The sequence below is a fragment of the Franconibacter pulveris genome, from assembly GCF_056780215.1.
In genome coordinates this window covers 3,129,922-3,143,868 of the sequence record NZ_CM165555.1, presented here as the reverse complement: position 1 = coordinate 3,143,868, position 13,947 = coordinate 3,129,922, and the positions used below count along the sequence as shown (strand labels likewise).

The window sequence follows — 13,947 nt, the reverse complement described above, 5'->3', positions numbered from 1 at the left end:
AAACGATTAGGCGTAATGATACTAGTTTAGTTACGCGACGCCGGAGAATAATGGAGGAAATATGAAACAAGGTCAGGATAAGTCTGAATGGCGTGGGTTGCGGGAAATACCTCGCAAAGTTATGCCGACAGGCTCGCGGTGGTTTTTATCCGCGCTTAAAGTGTGGTTTATCGATAAAATATAAACTACAATTTATGGAGCAGGCATGACATGGACTGTGCTTTTTAGCCCTGAATTTATGCAGTGGTATCAGCAGCAACGCCCTGAGTTGCAGGATAAAGCTATCGCGGAACTGGCGAAGCTTGAGCAATATGGTCCTCTGTTAGGCCGCCCCTGGACCGACCGGGTAAAAGGTTCGGCTTTTGTGAATATGAAAGAGCTGCGTTTTCTTTTTTCAGGCGCGCCTTATCGACTGTTTTATGCATTCGATCCGCAGCGTCGGGCTGTGGTTTTGTGCGGTGGCGATAAATCGAATCAGAAGCGTTTTTACGAGACCTGTATTCGTCTTGCCGACGAGGCGTTTTCGCGCCATCTGCTTTCCGTGGAGAAAACAAAATGAAAACATTGCAGGATGTCATCGCGCAAATGCCGCCAGAACGGCGCAAGCGGGTAAAAAAGATGGCGGAAGAAAGCGTGCTGGAGGTTGAACTTCAACGGTTGCGTGAAACACTTGCCATCTCTCAGCAGCAGGTAGCTGAAATCATGGGCGTGACTCAGCCTGCGATCGCGGCCCTGGAGCAGCGCGGCGTGGATATCAAACTCATTACGCTCAAACGCTATATTGAGGCGCTGGGCGGCAAACTTTCGCTGAAAGTGGAAATGAACGGGGAAACGTCGACGTTTCCCCTTTAAGCCTTAGCCAAACACCACCTGCGCCCAACGCGCGAGCCCGGCGGTAACCGAGCCGAAATCGTCGCCGCCGGCGATGGGAATGCCGGGCAACTGCTGCGCCAGCGCTGTTTTAATCAGCGGAGAACGGGCGCTGCCGCCGGTGAGATAAATCACATCCGGGCGTTCGCGGTTCTCCTCCAGCGCCAGGGAGACCTGCTCAAGAATGCGCTGCAACGGCTGGGTAAGCGCGGCCTCCAGCGCTTCCTGGGTGATGTCGGTTTGCAACGCCTCGGCGATAAACGGCAGCATCGCGCGGGTTTCACGGGCGCCGGAAAGGGCGATTTTGCTCTCTTCCGCCGAGCGCACCAGCCGGTAGCTCAGACGCTGACGCCAGACTTTCTGCAGTCGCGCCACCTTTTCGCTTTCCCGCGCGTCGCGCGCCAGGTCCGCCAGCAGGCGGCCATTTGCCGCGCTGTAAAAATCGCTCTGCGCCGGAACGTCGTTAATCGCGCAGGCGTTCCACCAGGGCAGCGCCGGCAGGGCGGTGCCTTTTTCCGTCAGGCCGCCAAGCCCCAGCAGCGGCATCAGCTGTTTGAACGCCAGCGCGATATCAAGATCGTTGCCGCCCACGCGACAGCCGCTGTGGCCAAGCAGGCTCGCCTCGCGGTCGCGGCGTCCGCGCCACTGCGGACCCATCAGCAGTAAAGAGCAGTCGGTGGTGCCGCCGCCGATATCCACGACCAGCACGCGTTTTTCTTCTTTAAGCGTCGCTTCGAAATCGAGCCCGGCCGCCACCGGTTCAAACTGGAACACCACATCGCGAAAGCCTGCGCGTTTCGCCGCGCGCTCCAGAATGCCCTGCGCCTGCACGTTCGCTTCATCGCCGCCGAGCCCCTGGAAGTTAACCGGGCGGCCAATTACCGCCTGGTCTATCGCTTCCTGCGTCTGAGTTTGCGCCGTGTTGCGGATGTGCAGCATCATGGAGCAGACCAGGTCTTCAAACAGCGCCACCTGCTGCGGCTTCAGGCCGCTTGCGCCGAGGAAGGATTTCGGCGACTTGACGAACCAGACCTCTTCCGGATCGACCATATAGTGCCCAAGCGCATTCAGGCCAAACAGCACGCTGCCTGGCGTCACCTCAATATCTTCTTCGCGGTTATAAGCGATGGCGCGTCTTAACAGCGCCTGGGTCTCTTTTTCCTGCGCGGCGACGCCGTGGTGGCGATAAAGCCATTCGCTGACGGCTTCGCGCGTCGGCGCGCTTATCATGGAAGGCAGAAGCGGCGAGCCGTTTTCCAGCGTCAGCAGCTGCGGCGCGCCCTCTCGCATCACCGCCACCGAACAGTTGGCGGTGCCGTAGTCAAAACCAATAAACATCGTTATCCCCATGCCGGTGAAGAAGGGGGGCGACTTTAGCCGAATGCGGCCAGTCGGGCAAACAGAATATGCGGGCAAGGCGAAAAGCGCGATTACCCCTTATGCTATGGAAATCATTAACAAAGGAGACGCCATGATAATCCTTAGCTATCAGCCGCCCTATGACTGGACGTGGATGTTCGCTTTTCTGGGCGACCGCGCCGTTGAAGGCGTAGAAACCGTTACCCCCGAGCGCTACCGCCGCACGCTCGCGATGGAAGGGCATCACGGATGGCTGACGCTGACGCCGCGTGCGGAAAATCATCAGCTGGCGGTGGAGATAAGCGAAGGGTTGCAGCCTGTCGCCGATAAAGTGGTTGAACGCGTGCGTCGGCTGCTGGATCTGGATATGAACCCGACGATCGTTCACCAGACGCTGGGCGAACTGGCAAGCAACCGCCCCGGCCTGCGGCTGCCGGGCTGCATGGATGTGTTTGAGCAGGGCGTACGCGCCATTCTCGGTCAACTGGTCAGCGTCAAGCAGGCGGCGCGGCTGACCAGCAAAGTGGTGGCGGCGTATGGCGCGCCGCTGGATGAGCAGGGAGAATGGCGGCTTTTTCCCACCGCCGCACAGCTGGCGCTGGCCGACCCGCTGGTGCTGAAGGCGCTGGGGATGCCGCTTAAGCGCGCCGAGGCGCTTATTCATCTGGCCCGCGAATGCGAAGCGGGGCGCTTTCCCCTGACGCGGCCGGCGGATGTGGAGCAGGGGATGAAAGCGCTGATGCAAATGCCCGGCATTGGCCGCTGGACGGCGAACTATTTCGCGCTGCGCGGCTGGCAGGCGCCGGATGTTTTTCTGGCTGACGACTACGCCATCAAACAGCGCTTCGCCGGTATGACGCCAGCGCAAATCCGCCGTTATGCGCTGCGCTGGCAGCCGTGGCGCTCCTACGCGCTGCTGCATATCTGGTTTAGCTATGGCTGGCGGCCTGACGATCAGTTAATGGCGAAATAGCTGCTGTTGAGCAGCAGGCTGAGCGGCTGCCCTGGCGCCAGAGCGTCGCCGTAAACCATGTCGACGCCGATGCCCGCCAGCGTCTCCATCATGACCGGATGGGCCACGGGCCCGGCGATGCAGGCAACCTTGAGCCGCCGCGCGTGACCCAGCACGATGGTGGTCAGCATTTCGTCCATCAGATTGGTATGGACGTTCATCACCACTTCCGGATCGAGCATCACATAATCCGCAACGGCGCGGCTGATGTGGTTAAAGACCTCCAGGTCGCGGCCGACGTGGCTCAGGATGATATGGCAACCCGCCTGGCGCAGCCTGTCGAGCTGGCGGCTGGTCATGCGCGGATCTTTTTCAAACGCGTCGCTGTTGATGATCAGATGCAGCAGGCGAGGCGGGAAGGGGCCGGCGGCGAGCAAATCCAGCAGCTCATCAACCAGACGCGGGCCGGTTATCCCCGCGGAGAGCGGCAACGCGACGCCAAAGCCTTTGCGCGCCGCGTCGGCGGCGTGATCGCGAAAGAAATCGTGCAGCACGCGGCGATCGAGCGCGTGCAACAGCTCCGCTTCGTTGATGGTTGAACGAAACGCCTGCTCTTCCATTACCGTGCCTTCGCTGGTCCACAGTCGGACTGAGAGCAGCAAAAAGCTGGTGCTTTCCGGTATGCGGGGCGACGCGACAGGGCGCGCGACTAACGCTATCGGGTTCTCTTTTATCATGCGCCACTGTTCATCAAGCGGCAGCGCTTCACGGCTTTGCTGTAGCCGTTGCTGTTGCGGCTCATACAGCGTCACTACGCCGCGACCGTTATTTTTTGAGGCGTAGCAGGCGATATCCGCCTGCGACATCACTTCAGAGGCCTGATTGTTGCTGGCGTCAATCATGGTAATGCCGGCGCTGGCGCCGATACGGTGCAGGCGGCCTTCCCAGATAAAGTGGTAATCATTGACGGCGGCAATCAGGCGCTCGGAAATGGTGCGGGCGTTATCCACGCTGCAATCAGGCAACAGCAGGCCGAATTCATCGCCGCCAAGGCGCGCCAGAACATCGGTGGTGCGCAGCATGCCAAGCATCATTGAGGCAAGCTCGCGCAGCAGCGCGTCGCCCGCCGCGTGGCCGGCGGTGTCGTTAACCGCTTTAAAGCGATCGAGATCGATAAACACCAGCGCGTGACGCTGATGGTTGTCATTGACGCTTTGCAGCAAGCGCTTGAGGTGGTTTTCAAAGCTGACGCGGTTGGAGAGGTGAGTCAGCGCGTCATGCGAGGCGTTGTAGCTGAGCTGGCGCAGCATTTTGCGCGATTCAGTGACGTCATGGATAACCATCACCGAGCCGATATTCTGCCCGTCGAGCGTGCTGAGCGGCGTGATGGTGTAGTGGATGTCGTAAGCGCCGCCGCTGCGGCAGTGTAAAACGATATCCTGTTCAATGGCGCTGGTGCGGGATGAGTCGCCGCTGTGGATGTTATCAAGCAGCGGGCCGTTATCCCCTACCGTAATGCGCAGCACGTTTACGAGCGGCTGACCCAGCGCCTGCTCCTGCGTCCAGCCGCTCATTTTTTCCGCCACCGGATTCATGAAGGTCACGTTCAGTTCCTGATCGGCGCAGATAACCCCCTCGCCAATGGAGTCGAGCGTAATGTGCAAACGCTCTTTTTCCTGAAACAACGCTTCGTTAAGCTGTTTTACTTCGGTCATGTCCATGTTGACGCCAAGCAGGCGTTCCACTTCGCCGTTTTTATTCAGCACGCGGTTGGCCAGGGCGCGGATATGACGAATACGGCCCTGAACCTGAATGCGAAACTCAAGCTTAAAGGGAATGCGGTTGCGCAGCGCTTCCTGAACGGTCTTCTCAGCAAGCGGTCGGTCTTCTTTAATTACCCGTTCACGCCAGAGCTGCCAGGTCGGTTTGGCATGCAGCGGCACGTCATAAAGCTCAAACATTCGCTTGTCCCAGGTAATCACGTCGGGACCCAGCTCCCACTCCCAGATGCCGATGCCGCCCGCTTCGTTGGCCAAGGTAATGCGCTCCATCAGACGCTTATTAACCCATTCGGTATGCTTGAGGTCGGTAATGTCCTCCACCTGGGCGATGAAGTAGAGCGGCGAGCCGTCGGTGTGGCGCACGACCGAAACCGCCAGCAGAGCCCAGACGATATCGCCATTGCTGGTGTAATACCGTTTTTCCAGAGAATAGTTATTGATAACGCCCTGCGTCAGCATGTCGAGCTGTTCGAGGTCGCCGTGCAAATCTTCCGGGTAGGTCAGCTGTTGAAAGGTCAGCGAGCGCAGTTGTTCCGGGGTGTAGCCCAGAAAACGGCACAGCGCTTTGTTGACCTGCAGCCACTGCCCGTCTGTCGAGACCAGCGCCATGCCGATAGCGGAATATTCCATGGCGTTGCGAAAACGCGCTTCGCTTTCAGAGATATGCTTGCGCTCTTCGCGAAAAGCGTACATCACCATCGTCATGATGTTGGCCGGCAGCAGAATCATTAAAAACGGCAGCCACGGCGCATTGGCCATCACGCCGGGATTCGGCAGCTGCACCAGATCCGGGTGGGAGGCGAGCATAAATGAAACCGCCATTACCGTTGCGAGAAAAACAACGAAGGCCTCCAGGCGCGGCAACCGAATAGCGCTCCACATCAGCAGCACGATAACGATGGTAAAAGGCCAGGGGAGATAATGCAGCGCGAACCAGCTCAGAAAAAGCGTAGCGGCGAGCGTGCCCAGCGTTTCCAGCAACAGGCGCGGGTCGCGATGGCGCAATAAATAGTGCGATTTATAAAGTAGCCCCAGCGGCACCAGCGACAGCGCGCCGATAGCTTCAGAAAGCACCCAGACGCAAAAGCTGCGCAGCGGGTCGGCGGGGTGAGTAAAAGCGACTAACAGCAGGCCGCCGAGAAGCGGAGGAATAAGCGCGCTGCCAAGCGCCAGCCGCAGCCAGTTATTAAGATTCTGCAGCGGGTTGTAATAAGGCAGTAACTTTCGCAGCAAAACCGCGCCGACCAGCGCTTCGAACAGGTTAATAAAGGTATACCCCAGCAAGACATGCTGGACGGAAAAAAGCGCGATGGTCGCCGCTATGCTGCCGAGCGAACAGGCGACCGCGATGCCGGGCCACAGCCGCAGCGGGTGGCGATAAAACGCCACAATCATTAAGGAGGTGGGAAACCACAGCGGCGCCAGCATCGTGCCGAGCAGCGTCAGCTCCAGCGAAAATAGCGTAAAAATAAAGGAAAGCAGCCCAAGCGTCAGGCAGCGCAACAGGGGCTGTGGCGTAGCAACTAAAGCGCGCTTATTCTTTTTATTGGTCATTACCGCATAATCCGCAAAAGCATTGCCGTCAGGAGCAAGGCCCGGACGCATCTTAAAAAGAGTTTTCGGTATGCTAGTACAAACAATTTACAATTCCTATGGCGCACGATCAGAAATTGCCTTTCCGCCGTCATAATTATTTCGTAGAGATTTATCTGCGCCTGCGACTTTTGGCTTATTGTTTTTTCAGCAGATTTTATGACGTATCCAGGCGCGATTAAGCTCTTGCTGGTATCACCTCGGGGAAATCCCTATAATTGCGGCGTTTGACGCCCCCCGCGTCTTCCTTCCTTAACAATTAAGTAAACCAGGTCGCTAATTTATGACTGACAAGTCCCATCAATGCGTCATTATCGGTATCGCCGGCGCATCGGCTTCAGGTAAGAGTTTAATCGCCAGTACGCTCTATCGGGAGTTACGTGAACAGGTAGGTGATGAACACATTGGTGTAATTCCGGAAGACAGCTATTACAAAGATCAAAGTCATCTGTCGATGGAAGAAAGGGTTAAAACCAACTACGACCATCCAAGCGCGATGGACCACAGTCTACTGTTTCAACATCTGCAAATGCTGAAGGCGGGCAAGCCCATCGAACTGCCGGTGTACAGCTATGTTGAACACACCCGCATGAAAGAAACCGTTCATATCGAGCCGAAAAAGGTCATTATTCTGGAAGGGATCCTGCTGTTGACCGACGCGCGTCTGCGCGAAGAGATGAACTTCTCTATTTTCGTCGATACGCCGCTTGATATCTGCCTGATGCGCCGCATCAAGCGCGACGTGAATGAGCGCGGCCGCTCAATGGACTCGGTGATGGCGCAGTACCAGAAAACGGTGCGCCCGATGTTCCTGCAGTTCATCGACCCATCCAAACAGTATGCCGATATCATCGTGCCGCGCGGCGGAAAAAACCGCATCGCGATTGATATCCTGAAGGCCAAAATCAGCCAGTTTTTTGAATAACGCAGATTTTGCGTGTAACGTTCAAAGAGTTACCTCCGCTCCCGGCCTGCAGGCCGGGACAACAGCACAACAGGAGAGCGTGCGATGCGTCTTTGTGACCGAGATATTGAAGCCTGGCTTGATGAAGGCCGTTTGTCGATCACCCCGCGTCCACCGGTGGAGCGCATCAACGGCGCGACCGTGGATGTGCGCCTCGGCAATAAATTCCGTACGTTTAGCGGCCATACCGCCGCGTATATCGATCTCAGCGGACCGAAGGATGAAGTCAGCGCCGCGCTCGACCGCGTTATGAGCGACGAGATAGTCCTTAATGACGGCGAGGCGTTTTTCCTGCATCCGGGCGAACTGGCGCTGGCGGTCACGCTGGAATCCGTCACGCTGCCTGCGGATTTAGTAGGCTGGCTTGACGGGCGTTCGTCTCTGGCGCGCCTGGGGTTGATGGTCCATGTGACCGCGCACCGAATCGACCCGGGCTGGCAGGGCTGCATCGTGCTTGAGTTTTATAACTCCGGCAAGCTGCCGCTGGCGCTGCGCCCCGGCATGGTTATCGGCGCGCTCAGCTTCGAGCCGCTTTCAGGCCCCGCCGCGCGGCCTTATAACCGCCGTCAGGATGCTAAATATCGCGATCAGCAGGGTGCGGTCGCCAGTCGAATTGATAAAGACTGAGCCTGTCGGCACAGTCAACTGAGGATGACATGAGACGACTTCTGACCGCGCTGATGATCCTGCTGGTGGTCTTTTTCGCCGGCCTTTCCGCGCTTGTTCTGCTGGTCAATCCTAACGATTTTCGCGCCTATATGGTTCGCCAGGTCGAGGCGCGCAGCGGCTATCAGCTCAAGCTCGACGGCCCGCTGCGCTGGCATGTCTGGCCGCAGTTGAGCATTCTGTCCGGCCGCATGAGTCTTACCGCGCCGGGCGCGAGCGTGCCGATGGTGAGCGCCGACAATATGCGCCTTGACGTCGCGCTTCTGCCGCTGTTCTCGCATCGCTTAGAGGTGCGCCAGGTGATGCTGAAAGGCGCCGTGGTGCAGCTGACGCCGCAAAGCGAAGAGCGCCACCCACAAGGCGCGCCGGTTGGGCCGAAAGGCGGCGTCGCGCCGCAGGAAAGCGAGCGCGGCTGGTCGTTTGATATCTCTCGTCTGAAAGTGGCCGACAGCCTGCTGGTGTTTCAGCATGAAAACGATGAGCAGGTTACGGTGCGCAACCTGAACCTGCAAATGGAGCAGGATGAGAAAGATCAGGCGCAGCTTGAAATGAGCGCCAGGGTGAATCGCGATCAGCGCGATTTAACTTTCTCGCTAACGGCGCATCTGAACGCGGCGGACTATCCTCAGCGGCTGCTCGCCTCGGTTTCGCAGTTCAGCTGGCAGCTTCAGGGCGCCGATTTGCCGCGCCAGGGGATAAACGGCCAGGCGACGCTGCAGGCGCAGTGGCAGGAAGCGTCAAAAACGCTCTCTTTCTCGCAGCTTAACCTTAAAGCGAACGACAGCGCGCTGACAGGGCAGGGGAGCGTCGTGCTGGCGGATAAGCCGCAGTGGACGCTCGATTTGCAGTCTACTCTGCTTAATTTCGAAAACCTGCTGGTCTCTGACGCCGCCACCGATTCAGGCGCGCCCCAGCAGGGTCAGCAGCAGGCTTCGCTGCCGCGCCCTGTTGTTGCAAGCGAGGTGGAGGAAGCGCAGTATCACGAGCTGCGCGGTTTTACCGCAAGAGCCAATCTTCACGCCCGGGTGGTGCGCTGGCGTGGGCTCGAATTCACCAACGTTGGCGCCCAGATTGCCAATGACGCGGGAATGTTGACCATTTCGCAGCTGGAGGGCCATCTCGGCGACGGCAAACTTTCGCTGCCGGGCAGCCTGGACGCGCGAAACGACGAGCCGCACGCCGTGTTCAACGCGCAGTTAGAGAACATTGAAGTCGGCTCCATTCTTAAAGCCTTTGATTACCCCATTGCGCTGACCGGCAAGCTTTCCCTTAATGGCGAGTTTGAAGGCGACAGAATTGATGCCAGAGCCTTCCGCGAGCGCTGGGTCGGCGACGCTTCCGTGATGATGAGCCACTCCCGGCTTGAGGGCATGAACTTCCAGCAGCTTATTCAGCAGGCGGTGGCCCGCAGCAACGGCGACGTAAAAGCGCAACAGGATTACGATAACGCCACCACCCTTGAGCAGTTCAGCGCGGCGGCGACGCTGGATAACGGCGAGCTGACGCTTAACGATATGCAAGGGCGCTCGTCTTTGCTGACGCTTACGGGCGAAGGGGCGCTGGACCTGGTTCGCGAGCAGTGCGATACACGCTTTAAGGTGCTGGTCAGCGGCGGCTGGCAGGGCGATGACAAGCTGATCGCCTGGCTGAAAGAGACGCCGGTGCCGCTGCGGGTTTACGGCCCCTGGCAGAAGCTCAACTACAACCTTGAAGTTGACGATCTGCTGCGTAAGCGCCTGCAGGAAGAGGCTAAGCGTCGGCTGAACGGCTGGGTGGAACGCCATCAGGACAGCAGCAAAAGCAAGGATTTGAAGAAGCTGCTTGATAAACTCTGATAAAAAACCGGGAGCCTGTCTCCCGGTTTTGCTTTTCTACACGTCGTAATCGCTTTCCGGCTGCGCCAGCGGCGCGATATGCACCTTCTGGACCCGGTGGTTTTCGACCTGCACGGTTTTCAGCCGGTAGTCGCCCACCTGCACCTCTTCACCTTCCTGCGGAACGCGCTGCAGGTATTCCATTATCAGCCCGGCAAGCGTGTGGTAATCGCGCCTCTCCTCCAGCGGCAGCGGCACGTACTGGATAAGATCCTCCAGCGGCATATGGCCGTTCGCCGTCCAGCTGCCGTCCGGGTTTTTCTGAATGTCATGCCGGTCGTCCAGAGAATCGACTTCGTTTGGCAGGTTGCCGGCGATGGTTTCCATGACGTCGCTCAGCGTGACCACCCCCTGCACCGAGCCAAATTCGTCCACCACAAAAGCGAAGTGGGTGCGCGCATTGCGAAACTGCTCCAGCGCCTGCAACAGCGGCAAGTACTCCGGAAAGACCAGCGGCTGGCGAATCAACGCGCGCAGGTCGAGCGGTTGTCCATGCAGCGCCTGCTGCAGCAGGTCAATAATATGCACCACCCCCAGCAGGTCTTCCTCGCCGCCGGTGACGACCACGCGGGTATGCTGGTTTTTATCCAGCAAGGCGCGCACCTGCTCTTCGGGCGCGCTGAGCTCGATATGCTCAATATCGTGACGCGGCGTCATAATGCTGCCGACGCGGCGCTGGTTGAGGTGCAGCACGCGCGCGATCATCCGCCGCTCCTGTGGGTCGAACACCGGGGTATTGTCATAATCGGCAATCAGGGATGAGGTGTGCGGGTCCAGATCCGCTTCCTCTTTATTGCCGCTCAGCAGCCGCAGCACCGCTTCCGCCGTGCGCTGGCGTAGGTTCTGGCTAGTGGCGGAAAGAAAGCGGCGGCGGTTGAAGATAGCGAGCTGATTCAGCGCCTCGATAATTATTGAGAAGCCGATAGCGGCATAGAGGTAGCCTTTCGGAATGCGATAGCCGAAACCTTCGGCAATCAGGCTAAAGCCTATCATCAACAAAAAGCTCAGGCAGAGGATAACTATCGTCGGATGGCTGTTTACAAAGCGGGTAAGCGCCTTGCTGGCGAGCATCATAAGCGAGATGGCGATAACGACCGCCGCCATCATCACCGCGAGCTTATCCACCATGCCGACGGCGGTAATCACCGAATCCAGTGAGAAGATAGCGTCGAGAATGACGATTTGCGTGACCACCGCCCAGAATTTCGCGCCACGCCGCTGCGTGGTCTCCTGCGCGTCCTTTCCTTCCAGCCTTTCGTTGAGTTCTACCGTCGCCTTAAACAGCAAGAAGAGCCCGCCGACGAGCATTATCAGGTCGCGGGCGCTAAAAGCGTGGCTGTAAAGCGTAAAAAGCGGCCTGGTGAGCGTCACCAGCCAGGAGATAGAGGCGAGCAGCAGCAGCCGCATCCCCATTGCAAGCAGCAGACCGGTGATACGGGCGCGGTCGCGCTGAGCGGGGGGAAGTTTCTCGGCGAGGATGGCGATAAACACCAGATTATCAATGCCCAGCACCAGCTCGAGGACAATCAGCGTCACGAGCCCGGCCCAGATTGACGGATCGGCAATCCATTCCATAAGGGGTTATTTACCTGTGTTGTATGACAAATGTCTTTGATGATCCTGGTTAAAGGCGCCCTGAAAAGCAATCACTACTGAGATTTATCTTATTATTCCGGAACGGCAGATTGCTTTGTCATTATTTAATCACTCCTGTGCCATCATCCCTTCATTATTATTTCATAGCGCTTTCCAATGGATTCGTTTTTTTTAAGAATTTCCGCATATAGCGTTGCATTAAATATTGGGGCTTTAATTTATCAATGTCATTTCGTCAAGATGAAGAAAATCCTAAAACCAAGGGGGTATTTACCGGGATTTTCTTAAAATGAATCGTTCCCGTCCGCATGCCTTGCCTGAAAGAGCAGGAACTGCAAAACTAACTTTCGATATTCATCAACGCCGCGCCGGCTATTCTTTTTCCGCACGCTTTGCGGGGCCGGGTACTGCTGTTTTGCTGATGGTATTAATAAATAAGATTATTCTGGTTTAACTCATACTCTCTAAATTATCTGCCTTATTTCAGTGGGTTGGTTGCTGTAAGCCAAGGGCGGTAGCATGCCCGCGCCCGCAGATGAGCCGATAATTTTTCTGTCAACGATATGCGGTTTAATAAGCAATTTTAGGACTGATTCTGTTTATTAACTTCGCCCGCAGGCATCACTATTGCGGGCAGTGAAAAACAGGGTTGCTTATTTAAAACATCCTGGATAATAACTTTGCCTAAGTGATAAATATTCAATGATGAGATCCAGACTGAAACTGATGCCTTTATTGGTGTCTGTAACCTTGCTAGGTGGTTGCACCGTCTTTCCCGGTAGTAATATGTCCACAATGGGCAAAGATGTGATCAAACAACAGGATGCAGACTTTGACCTTGACCGGATGGTAAATGTTTATCCTCTTACGCCAAGGCTGGTTGAGCAATTAAGACCCCGGCCCAATGTCGCGCAGCCCAATATGTCATTGGATCAGGAAATCTCTAATTATCAGTATCGGGTAGGGCCGGGCGACGTGCTTAACGTCACCGTCTGGGATCACCCTGAACTGACCACGCCGGCAGGGCAGTACCGCAGCTCCAGCGACACCGGCAACTGGGTGCAGCCCGACGGCTCCATGTTCTACCCCTATATCGGTCGCGTCCATGTCGCGGGTAAAACCCTTTCGGAAATTCGTAGTGATATTACCGGCCGTTTAGCGCAATACATCGCTGACCCGCAGGTGGACGTTAATATCGCCGCGTTCCGTTCACAGAAAGCCTATGTATCAGGCCAGGTGCAGAAATCGGGGCAGCAGGCTATCACCAACGTGCCGCTTACCGTCCTGGATGCGATTAACGCCGCAGGCGGTCTGACCGAAGACGCCGACTGGCGCAACGTCGTGCTTACCCATAACGGACGTGAAAACCGCATTTCCCTGCAGGCGCTGATGCAAAACGGCGATCTCAGCCAGAACCGCCTGCTTTATCCGGGCGATATTCTCTTCGTGCCGCGTAATGACGATCTCAAAGTGTTCGTGATGGGCGAAGTGAAGAAACAGAGCACGCTCAAGATGGACTTCAGCGGCATGACGCTGACCGAAGCGCTCGGCCAGGCGGAGGGCATCGACCTCAATACCTCCAACGCCAGCGGCATCTTCGTTATTCGTCCGCTCAAAGGCGAAGGGCAGCGCAACGGCAAGATTGCCAACATCTACCAGCTGGATATGTCGGATGCCACTTCGCTTGTGATGGCGACCGAGTTCCGTCTGCAGCCGTATGACGTGGTTTACGTCACGACCGCACCGGTGGCCCGCTGGAACCGCCTTATCAACCAACTGCTGCCGACCATCAGTGGTGTTCGTTATATGACGGATACGGCAAGCGACGTTCACAACTGGTAACGGCCTATGTTTAACAAAATTCTTGTGGTGTGCGTGGGGAACATTTGCCGTTCCCCCACGGCGGAGCGCCTGCTTAAGCGCTACCAGCCGGAACTGACCGTCCACTCAGCGGGCCTCGGCGCGCTGGTGGGAAAACCGGCCGATGCCAATGCGGTGAGCGTGGCGCAGGCTAACGATCTGTCGCTTGACGGGCATAGCGCCCGTCAGCTTACCGCTGAGATGTGCCGTGAGTACGATCTGATCCTGACGATGGAGCGGCGGCATATTCATTCGCTGTGCGACATCGCGCCGGAAATGCGCGGCAAGGTCATGCTGTTTGGCCACTGGGATGGCGAGAGCGAAATTCCGGACCCTTACCGTAAAAGCCGCGAAGCGTTTGAAGCGGTCTATTCACTTCTCGATCGGTCGGCCCGCAAGTGGGCGCAGGCACTGAAAACGCAGCAGGGATAA

Annotated in this window: 12 protein-coding genes; 9 read left to right on the top strand and 3 right to left on the bottom strand. The window is 57.2% G+C overall.

What is annotated here, in order from left to right; translation table 11 throughout:
* The first annotated feature begins 205 nt into the window (after window positions 1-205).
* The gene (locus ACU4F7_RS14885; protein WP_024559444.1) at window positions 206-559 is read left to right on the top strand and encodes a type II toxin-antitoxin system RelE/ParE family toxin; all 354 of its coding nucleotides are present in this window, start codon (window positions 206-208) and stop codon (window positions 557-559) included.
* Window positions 556-852, top strand: coding sequence for a helix-turn-helix domain-containing protein (locus tag ACU4F7_RS14880; protein WP_024559443.1), 297 nt, complete (start codon window positions 556-558; stop codon window positions 850-852). The genes ACU4F7_RS14885 and ACU4F7_RS14880 overlap by 4 nt, the downstream gene beginning before the upstream one ends.
* Window positions 853-855: 3 nt before the next feature.
* On the opposite strand, the gene yegD is transcribed toward ACU4F7_RS14880, so the two are convergent.
* Window positions 856-2,208 carry a molecular chaperone gene (yegD, locus tag ACU4F7_RS14875; protein ID WP_481637236.1) on the bottom strand — a complete coding sequence of 451 codons (1,353 nt, stop codon included), beginning with the start codon at window positions 2,206-2,208 and terminating at the stop codon, window positions 856-858.
* A gap of 133 nt (window positions 2,209-2,341) precedes the next feature.
* Here yegD and alkA point away from each other — a divergent pair, with 133 nt between their 5' ends.
* Window positions 2,342-3,202: a DNA-3-methyladenine glycosylase 2 gene (alkA, locus tag ACU4F7_RS14870; protein ID WP_481637235.1), complete on the top strand. Its 861-nt coding sequence runs from the start codon at window positions 2,342-2,344 to the stop codon at window positions 3,200-3,202.
* Here alkA and ACU4F7_RS14865 read toward each other — a convergent pair.
* On the bottom strand, window positions 3,184-6,516 hold the full coding sequence (locus ACU4F7_RS14865; protein WP_481637234.1) for a diguanylate cyclase: 3,333 nt from the start codon (window positions 6,514-6,516) through the stop codon (window positions 3,184-3,186). The genes alkA and ACU4F7_RS14865 overlap by 19 nt on opposite strands.
* A 322-nt stretch (window positions 6,517-6,838) precedes the next feature.
* On the opposite strand from ACU4F7_RS14865, the gene udk reads away from it, so the two are divergent.
* From udk to asmA, 3 genes are all read left to right on the top strand, one after another.
* Window positions 6,839-7,480, top strand: coding sequence for a uridine kinase (gene udk / locus ACU4F7_RS14860; protein ID WP_024553517.1), 642 nt, complete (start codon window positions 6,839-6,841; stop codon window positions 7,478-7,480).
* An 84-nt stretch (window positions 7,481-7,564) separates the two neighbouring features.
* Window positions 7,565-8,146 carry a dCTP deaminase gene (gene dcd / locus ACU4F7_RS14855; protein WP_024555765.1) on the top strand — a complete coding sequence of 194 codons (582 nt, stop codon included), beginning with the start codon at window positions 7,565-7,567 and terminating at the stop codon, window positions 8,144-8,146.
* 29 nt (window positions 8,147-8,175) lie between these two features.
* Window positions 8,176-10,020 carry an outer membrane assembly protein AsmA gene (asmA, locus tag ACU4F7_RS14850; RefSeq protein WP_481637233.1) on the top strand — a complete coding sequence of 615 codons (1,845 nt, stop codon included), beginning with the start codon at window positions 8,176-8,178 and terminating at the stop codon, window positions 10,018-10,020.
* 36 nt (window positions 10,021-10,056) lie between these two features.
* Here the strand turns inward: asmA and ACU4F7_RS14845 are convergent, their stop codons facing one another.
* Window positions 10,057-11,634 (bottom strand): TerC family protein, encoded by a 1,578-nt coding sequence (locus ACU4F7_RS14845; protein ID WP_029593305.1) that lies wholly within the window; start codon window positions 11,632-11,634, stop codon window positions 10,057-10,059.
* Between the two features lie 310 nt (window positions 11,635-11,944).
* Here ACU4F7_RS14845 and ACU4F7_RS14840 point away from each other — a divergent pair, with 310 nt between their 5' ends.
* The 3 genes from ACU4F7_RS14840 (at window position 11,945) to wzb (ending at window position 13,947) form a co-directional block, all read left to right on the top strand.
* Window positions 11,945-12,109 carry a hypothetical protein gene (locus tag ACU4F7_RS14840; RefSeq protein WP_161808648.1) on the top strand — a complete coding sequence of 55 codons (165 nt, stop codon included), beginning with the start codon at window positions 11,945-11,947 and terminating at the stop codon, window positions 12,107-12,109.
* 248 nt (window positions 12,110-12,357) lie between these two features.
* Window positions 12,358-13,497, top strand: coding sequence for a polysaccharide export protein (locus tag ACU4F7_RS14835; protein ID WP_034881860.1), 1,140 nt, complete (start codon window positions 12,358-12,360; stop codon window positions 13,495-13,497).
* A gap of 6 nt (window positions 13,498-13,503) precedes the next feature.
* Complete coding sequence (gene wzb / locus ACU4F7_RS14830) at window positions 13,504-13,947, top strand: low molecular weight protein-tyrosine-phosphatase Wzb (protein ID WP_481637232.1); 444 nt, start codon at window positions 13,504-13,506, stop codon at window positions 13,945-13,947.

Excerpts from the sequence above, each read along its gene's own strand:
- ACU4F7_RS14885 (WP_024559444.1), top strand. The coding sequence starts at position 206 with ATGACATGGACTGTGCTTTTTAGCCCTGAATTTATGCAGTGGTATCAG.
- ACU4F7_RS14880 (WP_024559443.1), top strand. The coding sequence starts at position 556 with ATGAAAACATTGCAGGATGTCATCGCGCAAATGCCGCCAGAACGGCGC.
- yegD (WP_481637236.1), bottom strand. The coding sequence starts at position 2,208 with ATGTTTATTGGTTTTGACTACGGCACCGCCAACTGTTCGGTGGCGGTG.
- alkA (WP_481637235.1), top strand. The coding sequence starts at position 2,342 with ATGATAATCCTTAGCTATCAGCCGCCCTATGACTGGACGTGGATGTTC.
- ACU4F7_RS14865 (WP_481637234.1), bottom strand. The coding sequence starts at position 6,516 with ATGACCAATAAAAAGAATAAGCGCGCTTTAGTTGCTACGCCACAGCCC.
- udk (WP_024553517.1), top strand. The coding sequence starts at position 6,839 with ATGACTGACAAGTCCCATCAATGCGTCATTATCGGTATCGCCGGCGCA.
- dcd (WP_024555765.1), top strand. The coding sequence starts at position 7,565 with ATGCGTCTTTGTGACCGAGATATTGAAGCCTGGCTTGATGAAGGCCGT.
- asmA (WP_481637233.1), top strand. The coding sequence starts at position 8,176 with ATGAGACGACTTCTGACCGCGCTGATGATCCTGCTGGTGGTCTTTTTC.
- ACU4F7_RS14845 (WP_029593305.1), bottom strand. The coding sequence starts at position 11,634 with ATGGAATGGATTGCCGATCCGTCAATCTGGGCCGGGCTCGTGACGCTG.
- ACU4F7_RS14840 (WP_161808648.1), top strand. The coding sequence starts at position 11,945 with ATGAATCGTTCCCGTCCGCATGCCTTGCCTGAAAGAGCAGGAACTGCA.
- ACU4F7_RS14835 (WP_034881860.1), top strand. The coding sequence starts at position 12,358 with ATGATGAGATCCAGACTGAAACTGATGCCTTTATTGGTGTCTGTAACC.
- wzb (WP_481637232.1), top strand. The coding sequence starts at position 13,504 with ATGTTTAACAAAATTCTTGTGGTGTGCGTGGGGAACATTTGCCGTTCC.